This is a genomic window from Listeria tempestatis (genome assembly GCF_963575625.1).
Lineage (GTDB): Bacteria > Bacillota > Bacilli > Lactobacillales > Listeriaceae > Listeria > Listeria tempestatis.
In genome coordinates, this window is the sequence record NZ_CAUYTK010000012.1 from 59,523 (window position 1) to 72,668 (window position 13,146).

The 13,146-nt window shown below is 38.3% G+C and carries 12 protein-coding genes and 1 pseudogene; 4 read left to right on the plus strand and 9 right to left on the minus strand.

All coding sequences use genetic code 11. The annotated features are described in order from the left end of the window. Positions 1 to 11: 11 nt before the first annotated feature. Complete coding sequence (locus R8923_RS12400) at positions 12 to 425, minus strand: VOC family protein (RefSeq protein WP_485873067.1); 414 nt, start codon at positions 423 to 425, stop codon at positions 12 to 14. 16 nt (positions 426 to 441) lie between these two features. Then, positions 442 to 678, minus strand: a complete 237-nt coding sequence (locus tag R8923_RS12405; protein WP_485873068.1) for a helix-turn-helix domain-containing protein — start codon at positions 676 to 678, stop codon at positions 442 to 444. A 125-nt stretch (positions 679 to 803) separates the two neighbouring features. Between R8923_RS12405 and R8923_RS12410 the strand changes: the two genes are divergently transcribed. The 3 genes from R8923_RS12410 (at position 804) to hemQ (ending at position 3,416) form a co-directional block, all read left to right on the plus strand. Further along, positions 804 to 1,535: an NADPH-dependent oxidoreductase gene (locus R8923_RS12410; protein ID WP_485873069.1), complete on the plus strand. Its 732-nt coding sequence runs from the start codon at positions 804 to 806 to the stop codon at positions 1,533 to 1,535. 63 nt (positions 1,536 to 1,598) lie between these two features. Beyond that, positions 1,599 to 2,546: a mannose-6-phosphate isomerase, class I gene (gene manA, locus R8923_RS12415; RefSeq protein WP_485873070.1), complete on the plus strand. Its 948-nt coding sequence runs from the start codon at positions 1,599 to 1,601 to the stop codon at positions 2,544 to 2,546. Positions 2,547 to 2,660: 114 nt separating this feature from the next. Next, positions 2,661 to 3,416, plus strand: coding sequence for a hydrogen peroxide-dependent heme synthase (hemQ, locus tag R8923_RS12420; protein WP_485873071.1), 756 nt, complete (start codon positions 2,661 to 2,663; stop codon positions 3,414 to 3,416). A gap of 120 nt (positions 3,417 to 3,536) precedes the next feature. On the opposite strand, the gene R8923_RS12425 is transcribed toward hemQ, so the two are convergent. From R8923_RS12425 to R8923_RS12440, 4 genes are read right to left on the minus strand one after another with little or no spacing between them, the layout of a single operon-like run. Continuing rightward, positions 3,537 to 4,427 (minus strand): ROK family protein, encoded by an 891-nt coding sequence (locus R8923_RS12425; protein WP_485873072.1) that lies wholly within the window; start codon positions 4,425 to 4,427, stop codon positions 3,537 to 3,539. A gap of 32 nt (positions 4,428 to 4,459) precedes the next feature. Beyond that, positions 4,460 to 7,072 (minus strand): glycoside hydrolase family 38 N-terminal domain-containing protein, encoded by a 2,613-nt coding sequence (locus tag R8923_RS12430; RefSeq protein WP_485873073.1) that lies wholly within the window; start codon positions 7,070 to 7,072, stop codon positions 4,460 to 4,462. A gap of 1 nt (position 7,073) precedes the next feature. Further along, positions 7,074 to 7,529, minus strand: coding sequence for a PTS sugar transporter subunit IIA (locus R8923_RS12435; RefSeq protein WP_485873074.1), 456 nt, complete (start codon positions 7,527 to 7,529; stop codon positions 7,074 to 7,076). 36 nt (positions 7,530 to 7,565) lie between these two features. Next, positions 7,566 to 9,047, minus strand: coding sequence for a PTS fructose transporter subunit IIC (locus R8923_RS12440; protein ID WP_485873075.1), 1,482 nt, complete (start codon positions 9,045 to 9,047; stop codon positions 7,566 to 7,568). Between the two features lie 124 nt (positions 9,048 to 9,171). Between R8923_RS12440 and R8923_RS12445 the strand changes: the two genes are divergently transcribed. Beyond that, the gene (locus R8923_RS12445) at positions 9,172 to 9,954 is read left to right on the plus strand and encodes a MurR/RpiR family transcriptional regulator (protein ID WP_485873076.1); all 783 of its coding nucleotides are present in this window, start codon (positions 9,172 to 9,174) and stop codon (positions 9,952 to 9,954) included. A gap of 466 nt (positions 9,955 to 10,420) precedes the next feature. Here R8923_RS12445 and R8923_RS12450 read toward each other — a convergent pair whose 3' ends face one another. The 3 genes and pseudogenes from R8923_RS12450 to R8923_RS12460 form a co-directional block, all read right to left on the minus strand. After that, positions 10,421 to 11,416 carry an aldo/keto reductase gene (locus R8923_RS12450; protein WP_485873077.1) on the minus strand — a complete coding sequence of 332 codons (996 nt, stop codon included), beginning with the start codon at positions 11,414 to 11,416 and terminating at the stop codon, positions 10,421 to 10,423. 71 nt (positions 11,417 to 11,487) lie between these two features. Beyond that, positions 11,488 to 11,880 (minus strand): MerR family transcriptional regulator, encoded by a 393-nt coding sequence (locus R8923_RS12455; RefSeq protein WP_485873078.1) that lies wholly within the window; start codon positions 11,878 to 11,880, stop codon positions 11,488 to 11,490. A 507-nt stretch (positions 11,881 to 12,387) separates the two neighbouring features. Beyond that, positions 12,388 to 13,146, minus strand: a pseudogene (locus tag R8923_RS12460) (SA1320 family protein); the annotation flags it as partial.

Genomic DNA, 13,146 nt, shown 5'->3' on the forward strand with positions numbered 1-13,146 from the left:
TAAGTTTAATTTTATTCGAAAAACTGTAATGTATATCCGTCAATGGTTTCTATTTGGCAAAGTTTTATTTCAAAATCGGCGGTGTCCTGTATGGTAACTTTTTCCCAGCCGCTTTTTAAGACGTGGTCGTACAAATTTTTAATGCCTTGAACCTTCATAAAAGCGATGGTTCCACCTTTTGGTTCCCCGTACATGAGATGGAAACCAGTAAATGGTGCGATATGCAAATTCTCGAATTCACGCGGGAGGTCAAACGCGCAGCCGTATGTACCATTTCCATTTTCGTCCCGCTCATCAATTTCGCAGTACCAACCGAGTGTTCTCGTAAACCAGGCGATTGTTTCATCCATGTTTGCGGTGTAGTAAACTGGGCCGGTTTCTTTTACTACAAAACCTCTTTCTTTAAATTTATTCCAGTCTTCCATGTTTTCATCCCCTTTTTTAATGCTCATACGGGCGATATTTTTTGCGTAATTCCGTTTGATGCGCTAAGCGGTTTTCAATATCTATTCGGTGGAAAAGTAGGACATTCCCTTTTCGAATATGCGGAATTATATTTCGTTTTGCTAGCGACTGTATGGCTTGTTTTGTCACGCCTAAAAATTTAGCAGATTCCTCAGAAGTTAAAAATGTTTCCTCTAAAAATAGCCGATCTTGTTCTTGTTTGCTTATTTCCAAGGCGCTCACACCCTTTCTACTCTTCTAGTGTAGAAAAAAATGGCATTTTTTTCAAGTAAAGCGTTAACATTTCCCTTGAAGAAAGCTATACTTAAAGAAAAGCTTTTTTCAGAGGAGGAATTAATTTGAATCAAGTTATTGAGCAAATGTTAAACCACCGTTCGATTCGTAAGTATGTCTCTGGAAAAGATATTCCAGATACCGACCTAGATTTAATCATCCGTGCGGCTCAAAGTGCGCCATCTTGGATTAACGGTCAGCAATATTCCATTATTGGGGTGAGGGAGGAATCACGCAAGCAAAAATTAGCGGAACTGACGAAAAATCCATATGTTGCAGAATGCTCCATTTTTCTTGTATTTGTAGGTGATTTTTATCGTGTTAATTTGGCGAGTGCTAAATATCAAACAGCTTTTCATGCAAAAAACGAGGAGGATTTACTCCTAGTTGCGGCAACTGATGTAGGTTTAGCTTGTCAAAATGCGCTAACCGCGGCTGAAAGTCTTGGATACGGAACAGTCTGTATCGGCGGGATTAGACGTGAATTTACAGAGGTCGCTGAATTTCTTGACCTACCTGAAATGGTTATCCCAATTGTTGGACTGTGCGTAGGCTATCCAGATACCGATTCTGTCGTAAGACCACGTTTACCGAAAGAAGCTGTTTATTTTGCAGAAACCTACCAAACGGATACTTTACCTTTGCTTGAAAAATATGATACGACGATTATTCCATATGCAGAACGTGAAGGTTCGATTGGCTATACCGAGCGCATTGCTAAATTTTATGCGCAACCTTATTTTACTGGGATTCGAGATGGGCTGAAAAAACAAGGGTTTTTAGACAAAAATCAGTAGCATTTCATTTTTAATTGGTATATACTTTTGATGTGATTACATATTTAACCTAGGAGGTTCAAAATGAAAGAGGCTTTATTTTTAAATCCTGTATTTCAAGACCGCATTTGGGGCGGCACGCAGCTCCATGATTATTTTGGGTATGCTATTCCATCTGACAAAACAGGTGAAGATTGGGCAATTTCTGCACATCCAAATGGGCCATCTACTGTCAAAAATGGCGAGTTTGCGGGAAAAACACTCATCCAATTATGGACAGAACATCCGGAACTTTTTGGAAATCCGGAAGACCCAGTTTTTCCCCTTCTAACAAAGATTTTAGATGCGAATACAGATTTATCTGTGCAAGTTCACCCGGACGATGCGTATGCAAAAGTGCATGAAAACGGCGAGCTTGGCAAGACGGAATGCTGGTATATCATCGACTGTGCGGAAGGTGCGGAGCTGATTTACGGGCACCACGCAAAGACGAAAGAAGAATTTGTGCATATGGTGGAAAATGGCGAGTGGGACAAGCTGCTCCGCAAAGTGAAGATTGCTCCAGGCGAGTTTTACTACGTTCCGAGTGGGACAATTCACGCGCTAGGCACTGGCACGCTTGTTCTTGAAACGCAACAAAGTTCGGATACAACTTACCGTGTATACGATTATGACCGAAAAGATGCGGATGGCAACACGCGCGAACTCCATTTGGAAAAAGCAATCGACGTTACAACAATTCCACATCAAGATGCAAAACTTGATTTTCAGGTTGAAAAACGAGACGGTGTCAACATAACAACATTTGTGTCAAACGACTTTTTCAGTGTTTACAAATGGGAAATTGATGGCACTGCAAAATTTGATGCAACTGCTCCTTATACGCTTGTAAGCATTTTAGACGGCGCTGCCACGCTTACAATTTCTGGCAATGAAACGCCTGTTAAAAAGGGCGACCACTTTATTTTGCCTAACACCATCAATTCGTGGGCGCTAACTGGGACGGCAACAGCTATTGTATCGACACCTTAACACTTTAAGCGGCTGGAATAAATTCCAGCCGCTTTTTTTTCAAAACAGAAAAAAAGACTTTCGAATTTCGCTGTGATACACTAATTTTAATGACATAAGAAAGGTGTGAACCGAGTGAATGAAGCAGTAAAAACACTTGATGGCTGGTACTCTTTGCATGATTTTAGGGCGGTGGACTGGACGTCTTTTCGAGAAACTTCTATAGCTGATCGCAACCGAATTTTAACGGAGTTCAGCGCATTTTTAGCGAATCTAGAGGTGACAAAAAATATTGGGGCTGGCGAACAAACGCTTTATACAATTTTAGGGCAAAAAGCTGATTTTGTATTTTTTGTTTTGCGGGAAACGTTAGAAGAATTAAATGCGGTGGAAAACGAGTTTAACAAGCTTGCCATTGCTGATTATTTAGTTCCTACATATTCTTATATCTCTGTTGTGGAGTTAAGCAATTATTTAGCTTCCCATATGGCAGGCGACGAGGATCCTTATCAAAACAAACACGTCCGTGCTAGGCTTTATCCAAAATTGCCGAACAAAAAACACATTTGTTTCTACCCAATGAATAAAAAGCGCGATGGTGCCGATAATTGGTACATGCTGCCAATGAATGAGCGCCAACAATTAATCCGCGACCATGGTCAGATTGGTCGTAGTTATGCTGGGAAAGTGAGCCAAATTATCGGTGGCTCAATTGGTCTTGATGATTATGAATGGGGCGTTACTTTATTTGCGGACGATGCGCTTGATTTTAAGCGAATTGTGACAGAAATGCGCTTTGATGAAACAAGTGCAAGATACGGCGAGTTTGGGGCGTTTTTCCTTGGAAATTTACTGCCTCATGAAGAAATTGAAAGATTTTTTGCCATTTAAAAGACCTCTCCGCTAGTCGCGGAGAGGTTTAATTGTAGAAAAAAGCAAGATTTACGCCAATACGTATGTTTAAGCTAAGCATACGTATGGATTAATTGTTTACTTATCGTGTGAATGCCTTCAGTTGCGTTTTAGCCGCGCCAATTCCTTTTGACAATGGTAACTTGCCCCCAATAAATTAGCATCATTAAAAAATTGAGCGGGCACAATCTTAGGATGAATCTTATGGTGCGGTCGATTCTCTAAAATCCGTTCAAGTGAGTCCTGCAACATTTGGATAAAAAACGGGTTTTCGCTAACTGCTCCTCCAATTAGAATCAAATCTGGATCTAAGATGTACTGCATATTGATTATACTGGCAGCCAAATAATCTATTCTTTGCTGATAAAATTTCCTCAAATCCCAGTTTTGCTGCATTTCTTCAAATAGAATTTCTCCATTTTTTTCTAAACCAAATTGATGTGCCGCCTCTTTTAAAACAGCATGAAAGCCGATTCGTCCCCCAAGTGACTGAAAAGAAGATTCTGCAGGATTATTAGCAATCAGTTCATAGCCGAGTTCACCAGCATTTAAATTCGCTCCTTGTAAAATTTCACCACGAATTGCAATTGCACCTCCAACAGCAGAACCGATGACATACATAGCCACATTCTGAAAACCCTTGGCACTTCCTAGCCATAATTCGCCAAGAAGCGCACAGTTTCCGTCATTTTCAATAAAAATGGGTTGATCAACTTTCTTTTGAAGATCCAAAACAAGTGATTTTCCTATAATATATGGAATTGCAGAAGAACCTGTGAGAATCTTTTTGTCTGGATTATAAATTCCTGGAACACTAAGACCAATAGCGCAAGCCCCTTGGTAGTCGTTTGCAGCCTTTTCCAAATAATCGAGCAAATCAGGATAGTTTCGAGGAATTGGTTGTTGTTTTTTAAAAGATAATTCCCCAGAAACACTGACTGAAGCTTGCTTAATTGTTGTTCCACCAAGATCGAAGACAAGATCAGCCATCCTTTTCAACTCCTCCATATAAGCTCAATAATTTAGAACCATAATTTAATACTTACAAAATCATATGGAGCAATTTCTTGCTGTTCTTGCAGTGGTTGCTCTTGTACATTTACAAAACAAACCTTGCTAAATTTTGACACGTCCAAATTATCAATCGGCAACACGCGGTCTGTTGGGTTTTTCAGTCGCAAAATAAAGGCATTTTTGTCGTACAATGATGGCATCAATGCGCTATCCCAAGCCTCTGTTTCATTTTTCAAAAGTGAGAACTCATGAATCATTTCCTCTTTTTCTTGATGAGTTTGAATCTTATTATCTAACCGATGAATAAATTTGTTCAGCATTTGATTTTGATAGCATATAGATTCATCCATGTATTCTTGTTGCTCTTCCGAAACAAGAGAAGAATTAAATGCGTCCTTTTGAATAGAGAAGGCAAATTCGAATTCGAGTTCCCCCTCTAGCTCCGCCATAGGTGTTGGCATCATGATGTGCCCCTTTTTGGTTGTATCTCCAGAAGCACGTCCTGGTCGATATAATAAATTCGGCTTTCCAAGTTGACTTGTGCTTGCAAATAGAGTCAAATAAAGTTTTGATTGTTGAAACTGATACTCTTTTATCCCTTTTCCAAAAGCCGTTATGGTTTTATCCTCGTCACAGACTGAAACACTTTTATCAAATGGTTCTAAATCAATCGGATACTCTACATATGTTTTATGCCAATCCTTGATTTCTCCCTGTAAATTTTCTCGTTCTATAAATCCGAATGGCAAAGAGGCAATAGAATTGCGATTCTCTACTTGTGTATCAATGACGACTCGCAAGCGGTGGCTCAAAATTTCATTTTGGACAATTAGTTTACATCGAATAACTGGACTATCTTGGCGAAGTTCAATTTCAAGCTTCATATCAAGTTCTCCAGTTTCTTCTGTTTCCCCACATCTTGCAGCAAGATTTTTCGGTAAGTGAAAGCATCCTGATAAATACATGATTTCAGCTAATTTTGATTTTTTCACTACATCCACTTTTAATCGTAGCAAGGTTGGTTTTTCATTTTCCAGCGGTGAAAAATCATAGGTATCCCCATTATTCCCCGTATCCTCAAACATTAAGAAGTTTTCAATTTCCGTACCCTCACTAGTTTTCAGCAAGAGTCCAGTGCTTGTTTCTTGAATTGTATAATGCGTATTTTGAATTTTTTTCTCCGAGACCACTTCAAGCTCCGAAAGAGATTTCTCCCCTTTTCCAATCTCTAAAACTTTGAATCCCATGGCTGGAATTTCAATATTTGTTAGGACAAATAGACGATAATAAGGATCTTCGTTGATATACTTTGGTCCTTCAGGCGTTTCTAACAGAAGATTATCTTTTCCTTCAAAATAAATTTCATCAAGTATGACGGTTTCTTCCTGCCCATTTAAACGAATCATTTTATCCGAAGTTAGAAAATCAATCACTTTTAATCCTTGAAAAACTTTTGATGTTGTATTAAAAACAATCACATGATTCATAGCCAATCCGAGTTTTTCTGATAAACGTTTCGCCAAATAATTTTCGAACCCACTAGCTAATTCATCCGCTTCTTTCATTCGGTGTAAGATATCTTTTGCTACAGCATCCGATACACAGCCCCCCATTGAATCGTGTGCATGTCCTTCAAGCAGCTTCTTCCAAGTTTTAATGAGTAATTCGGTTGAAAGTTCTATTTCATGTGCTTTCGCAATGACAAGTAGTGGCTCCACTCGTTTGATTAACTTTTGTTCAATTAAATAATTCAATCTCTTAATATCATAGCGAACTGAACCAATAGATTTATGTGCTCTTGTTGTACACGGTTCCCTAAATTCGCCACGATAGTCTGGTAAATCCGTTTGTTTCTTAAGCGTATCTAAAAAGGCTTCATAGCTACTTTGGAACAAATAATAGTCCACCTTTTTATTTATACGTTCTAAAGTTTGAGGTAAATTTGGAATAATTTCAAGCTGGTCACCACCTGATGGAAGCAACAAGTTCTCATTATCCGTCCATTTTTCAATTCGCTTAAGTGCTGGTAGTAAGCGCTCTTCAAGATATTCCTCTGAGTCTTTTAAAAAGGCAGCCGTCCCGTATCCATCAATAAGATTTGCTGCAATAATTTGTTTATCGCCTAGCCCCCGCCAAATAAAATACGGAGAGTGAACTTGAGTTGACAGATTAAGTCCCCGCCAAAAAACGATATTATCAATCCCACAGTTTTGTAAAATCGTCGGCATCTGCGCATTAAATCCAAATGTGTCGGGCAAATAACCAACTTTCATTTCCTCTCCGTAACGTTTGGAATCACGAATACCAATCGCAAGGTTACGAAGAAAGGATTCTTCTCCGACGAAGAAGGAATCTGTCTGCGTATACCAAGGACCAATGGCTAGCTGCTTGTTTTTCACTAGTTTTTGAATTGTCTCAAGTTTTTCTGGATGAAGTTCAAGATAATCATCAACAATGGAAGACTGTCCGTCAAGACAAAACTTTGCCTCAGAGTTGTTTTCAAGTTCTGATAGAACATCCGAAAATAGATTATCACTTAATAAAAGTGCATCCATCGTTGTAAAATACCACTCCCTATCCCAGTGTGAATGACTTACCACATGAACTTTCTTTTTTCCCATCTCACTTCACTCCCAATTTCTGACAAATCAACTGATAAGTCTCTTCATGTGTTTGACTGTCCTTAATTCCCGAACGAAAATCATCATCAATTAATGCCCGTGATAAGATGGCTAAATATTTCAAGTGTTCATCAGCTGCCTTTTCAGGAATTAACAACGCAAAGGAATCAGTAATGGGACTTCCATCCAAACTATCCCACGGGATTGGTGATGTTTTAAAATACATTAATTTAGGAGCATAGACAGTATTATTTTTACAATGGGGAATAGCAAACCCGTCCTGAAATCCTGTTGTTTGTTGCTGTTCTCTCTCACGTAAACCTTCGAGGCAAACTTCTTTTGAAGAAACAAATCCATTTTCAGCTGCCTTTTCTGAGACAACTTTCAAAAACGCATCTTTATTTGTAAATAATTCTTCTAAAAAAAAGATATTTTCTTCCGCAAAAATTTCATTCATATTTTTAACGCCTCCAAATTCGACTAAAAATTTTGATTAACTAATTTGCTGTAATTCATTCTTTCGCTTTCTAAGCAAGAATCGGTACAATAATGCATTTAAGAAAGCTGCAAATAAAATAGCGACTATCCAGAGTAACCATGACATCTCTGGTCCTGTTGTGTAGCCAATAAAAGCACCGAGAGGAGAGCCAACCCCACCATAAAACTGAATGCCCATCGATGCAACAAGTGCACCTGATACAGCAGAAGAAATAGTATTTGCAATAATAAGTGATGGATGGGCAGCTGCAAATGGAATTGCTCCCTCAGTAACCCCGACCATTCCCATGACGAGAGCAGATGACCCAAGTGTTCGCTCTTCTATACTGAAATATTTTTTAAATAGAAGTGTAGCAATCCCTGCTCCAAGTGGGGCAACTGCTATCGCTGCTCCAGTTGCTGCTTGAGGAATGGCATTAACACCAGTTGGTCCAAATTGATTCATTGTATCAACAAAGATGGCGGATGAAACAAGCAAAGCTGTTTTATTAATAGGTCCTCCCATGTCAATACCCATCATCCCACCTAGAACAGCTCCGTAGATAATTGGTGCAGCAGCATTATTTATCGTCAAATCATTAATAAAACTATATAAAGAATTCATCATACCTGCAATGGGTTGCCCAATCAAATAATAAATCACCACAAAAGAAATAAATGTGACTACAACGGGAATAATTAAAATTGGAACAATAGGTTTGACAAGATCTGGCCATTTAATTTTTTTCAGCAATTTCACCATAAAGCCGACACCAAAACCAACTAAAATAGCTCCGATAAATCCAGCACCCGTTTCAGTTCCTAAAAAATTGGGATCATTGATAATATAACCAGCAATAAATGCTGGCGCAACTGCAGGCTTATCTCCAATCGCACGGGCAACTCCGGCAGCAAAAATTGGAATCATTAAGGTAAAACCGACTTTACCTAAATCAAATAGCTTGGAGAAAAATTCTCCGCTTGCTGAGTCACTAAACCCCCAAACAACTAAATCTGCATTGTTAGGATCTGGATGAAAAGCCATCATGTTAGCAATCGCTAGAAGTAAACCGGAAGCAATCGTGACAGGAATCATATCTGAGAGCCCAGACATTAAATATCGAACAAATTTATTCGAAGATGTTCCAATTTCCATTTTCCCGCCAACTTTTGTTCCTTTCCCACCATGAATACTTGCTTTCTCCGTAGCTTCGCTCAACAATTTCGAAGCATCTTTAAGTGCATAGTTTGTATCTGTTTCAAATACTTTTTTACCTATAAAACGAGATTTGTCAATGGCGATATCGGAGGCAATAATAACCAGCTCTGCTTCTGCAATTTCTTTGTCAGTCAGTGCATTCTCCGTTCCAATCGTTCCCTGCGTTTCGATTTTTGCCTCCATACCAAGTTCTTTGGCTGCTTTTTCGAGTGCCGCCTGAGCCATATATGTATGTGCAATCCCAGCAGCACAGGCGGTTACCCCCACAATTTTTTTCATGTTTTCCCTCCTAGTTATATTGACATAAAAGCGCTTTCATGTTAAATTTTAACTGCAAAAGAATTTTTTTTCAATATCTGAAACCAATTTGAGAATTTGTTCTCAAAAAATAGGAGGACTAAACATGAACGAAGTATTAAGTCGAATAAAAAGATCCTATGACTCATTTACAGCAAATCAACAGGATATTGCTAAATTTTTACTCAACCAACCTGAACAAATTGAAAAATTAAATGTTCGCGAACTTGCAAAAGCTACCAGAAGCGCACCAAGTGCTATTATCACTTTTTCCAAGCGATTAGGTTATAATGGCTACTCTGAGATGAAATACGAATTTCTAAATAATCATGACGATCTATCTTCTTTTGAACTTCCTTATATAGCAGTCAATAAAATCAAGCAAACTAGTTCTTTCAAGCAAGCGACAAAAAAATTAAATCAAGCAGAAAAAATTTACCTTCTCGCCTATCAAATGTCACAAATTCCAGCAAAAGATTTTTACTTTAAAATGCATAAAATTGCACCAAGTAAAATTGTTTTTTTCACCTCTTTTGAAGATCAAATACGTAACTTACCTATCATTAAGGATAAGGATGTGATTCTCATGATTTCAAACAGTGGTGAGTGTGAAGAAATTCTTTCTGCAATACCACTTTTACCTAGTGAATGTTGTAAAATATTGCTTACAAATGGGGTAAAATCAAGCTTATCTAAGCATGCAGATATCGAACTTAGTCTAGGCATCTTAGAAGATAATCAGCTTTTGTTTAAAGAAATTCCAACACTCTCTCGAAATGCTCTCCTTTACGCACTCGATGAAGTGTTCAAAATTATACTTGAATTAGATTATGAAAATAACTTAGAAAAGATTAAACAGTCCAGTAAATTCTTTCTAAATAAACGCTAGCAAGTAAAAACCGAATTAGCAATTTAGTTTTCTTAAATAAAAGCTTATAAAATGTCAAATTAGTACACCTTTAGAGATTACTGCTTTAGTATAAATGGACTATACACTTCATTGCTCTTCTTTCATTTGCTTAAAATCCTTTTCATTCTTGCTCTCTTCATAAGCTATTTTCGTTTTTCAGCATCGCCCAGTAAATCTACTACGGAGTTGCTCATATCGTTATATCTCGCTTTCTTTTTCTATTTCTCACTGTTCTTCGATTTTCTCTAATGATGAGTTTAAGTCTTTTCCCTTGGAAATTTACTACCACATGAAAACGTTAAAAGATTTTTTGCTATTAAAAAACCTCTCCGCCATTCGCGAAGAGGTTTCATCTTAAAAAAACTCGAAGTATGCGCAAGAAAAAATGTCTCACGCAAAATCAGACTAATACATAAGGTAACGAAAATCACCTTCTGTTATCAGTCTATTTTTTATTTGGAAGTGCTCCCTTAACAGGATGTGGCGTGTAAAGTTCTTCTAAAAATGTCATATCCTCTATAGATAATTTTATATCTAGTGCCGAAACTGCATTTTCTAAATGCAGTTCTTTTTGTGCGCCGACAATTGGTGAAGTGATTTCTGGTTTATTCAGCAGCCAAGCTAACGCAATTTTGTCGCGCGAAACTGCATATTTATTCGAAAGCTCAGCAACACGCTCAATAATCCTGATATCAGCATCCATTGTGTCATCATATTTAGAACTTTGAATCATATCTGTTACCGAACGCTCCGTTTTTTCTGACACATCACGAGTAAGGCGACCTGATGCGAGCGGACTATACGGCGTCAGTGCAATGTTTTCATCTTTACAAAACGGAATCATTTCCCGTTCTTCCTCACGATAAATTAAATTATAATGATTTTGCATTGACACAAATTTTGTCCAGCCATTTCTTTCTGCCACCCGTTGCGCCTTTTGAAATTGCCATGCATACATAGCGCTAGCGCCAATATAACGGGCTTTGCCAGATTTCACAACATCATGTAGCGCTTCCATTGTTTCTTCAATCGGCGTAAATTGATCAAAACGATGAATGATATAGAGGTCAACATAGTCGGTTTCTAGCCGTTTTAGACTGTGGTCAATTTCAGTTAAGATTTCTTTTCGAGAAAGTCCGCCGCTATTTGGTTGCCCTGGGCGCATGGTTTGATGCACTTTTGTCGCTAAAACAACATCGTCGCGGTTCGCAAAATCTTTTAGTGCACGACCCACAATTTTTTCGCTTTCCCCAAAAGAGTAAATGTTTGCGGTGTCGAAAAAATTAATGCCTAGATCGAGTGCTTTTTTGATGATTTGGCGGCTGTCCGCTTCGCCGAGCACCCACTTATGAATCCATTTCTCTGCATCACCAAAACCCATCGTGCCTAAACATATTTTCGATACATCCATACCTGTATTACCAAATTTCACATACTCCATTTCGATTCCTCCTTTGCCCCCCTATCATAAAGCTTGAAGTGAACTCCAAGTCAAGCCAAAAATAAAAAAACTTAAGCCCTATTTACTTCAAAACTCCGCAATTTGCTCTCTGCTTCTTGCACATGCCCGTAATTCTCTAATTTAAATTGCAAACGGCTAATCGCCTCCTGAAGCTCCGCCGCTTTCGCTTCTAATTCCTTTTTTTGTTCTCGGATTAAAGCTATTCTCGCGTCAACCGTCGAATCACCTTGCCGAAATAACGATACATACTCTACCAATGAGTCAATCGATAAACCCGCTTTCCGCATCTGCCGACTAAAGGCAATCCAGCGCATATCTTCCTCATCAAATTCCCGTACCCCATTTTCATTCCGCTTCACTGGTGCAATTAAACCGATTCGTTCGTAATACCGAATTGTATCCGCGGAAACACCCATCCGCTCACTCACTTTCTTAATATTCATTGAATCCACTCCTTCTCTCTTTTAATTTACCACACACCCTGCCCGCTTCGTCAATCAAAAAAATATTAGCCCCGCGCCAATACCTCAAATATCACTAAACTTATTTCTAACCTTCTCTAATTTTTTAATAGAAAAAAATACTATTAATAGATATGCAAAGTATAAAAAATTTAGTTTCAATGTTGAGGGTTTTAGTGAGGGTTCAACCTAAAAACAACCAAAAAAAAGACGCCATAGGCTCATATAAGCCAACTAGCGCCATAAAAAAGAAAAATACAACTATACCAATACTTAAAAGCAATAAAAACAACTTGTTTATAACTATTTAATACTTATTAAGAATTTAATATGAGCGCAAAATGAGGGCAAGCTTCAAAGCGCAGAATGAATAAACAGGATACTAAATAAATATCAAAGTAGTCTGTTTTTATTTGTCGATAGTACCTTATAAAAAGTCAAGTAAAGTTCTCCCTTGCGTAACTGTTCGTATTCTATATTTTAGCCTCTTTATACCTCGATACTCCCCCGTTTTAGTTGGGCGATAAGTATGCCTAAGTTAGCGACTACTTTATTCGCTTGCTTGTCCAGTGCTTCAACTGCCGCCGCTTTGTTATCACTTAACTGGTACTTAATATCTTCAAACACCATCTTGGAACTCTCGTAAATATTGACCGATGCTTTGTTTAGGGCGATGACATTTTGGAACTGTGTCCCCTCAAAAAGAGCCGTATCAATATACGGGCGATAGGCTTCCAGTACATCATTTAACCCACCACCACGCAATGAACGAACAGCCGTTTTGATGGAATCAAGCGCGGTTTGATAAGGTTTCAGTGATTCAATCGCTTCTGTAAGTAAAACGGGAATCGCTACATCTAAATCTGTGAACGGAATATTAAGATGTTCAAAAGTTCCTCGTGCGTTCCGTAGTCCTTGAATAAAATCGTCTACGGTTTCGTCTAATAGGTTCAATGTGCTTGAAAAATGACCAATCACTGGCTCCAATGTAGACACCGTTTGTTCTCTGAATCGCTTATAATTATGATCGAGTAATGTTTGCTTTTTCCCCATACCATCTTTAAGTGCCTTTGATTCTTGCAACGTAAAATCTGAAGTCACAGGCGGCGCTGAGACTCGTTCTATTTTTTGAGTGGCGGTTAAAAGCTTGTCTGCTTTTTCTAATTCTTTAGATACATAAGTGACTTGTGTACCGAACGTAATAATTTGACTTGTTACAACCTCTTTATTTTCATCTATCCTTTTATA

Coding starts and splice junctions, on each gene's coding strand:
- R8923_RS12400 (WP_485873067.1), bottom strand. CDS start 425: ATGGAAGACTGGAATAAATTTAAAGAAAGAGGTTTTGTAGTAAAAGAA.
- manA (WP_485873070.1), top strand. CDS start 1,599: ATGAAAGAGGCTTTATTTTTAAATCCTGTATTTCAAGACCGCATTTGG.
- R8923_RS12425 (WP_485873072.1), bottom strand. CDS start 4,427: ATGGCTGATCTTGTCTTCGATCTTGGTGGAACAACAATTAAGCAAGCT.
- R8923_RS12430 (WP_485873073.1), bottom strand. CDS start 7,072: ATGGGAAAAAAGAAAGTTCATGTGGTAAGTCATTCACACTGGGATAGG.
- R8923_RS12435 (WP_485873074.1), bottom strand. CDS start 7,529: ATGAATGAAATTTTTGCGGAAGAAAATATCTTTTTTTTAGAAGAATTA.
- R8923_RS12440 (WP_485873075.1), bottom strand. CDS start 9,047: ATGAAAAAAATTGTGGGGGTAACCGCCTGTGCTGCTGGGATTGCACAT.
- R8923_RS12445 (WP_485873076.1), top strand. CDS start 9,172: ATGAACGAAGTATTAAGTCGAATAAAAAGATCCTATGACTCATTTACA.
- R8923_RS12450 (WP_485873077.1), bottom strand. CDS start 11,416: ATGGAGTATGTGAAATTTGGTAATACAGGTATGGATGTATCGAAAATA.
- R8923_RS12455 (WP_485873078.1), bottom strand. CDS start 11,880: ATGAATATTAAGAAAGTGAGTGAGCGGATGGGTGTTTCCGCGGATACA.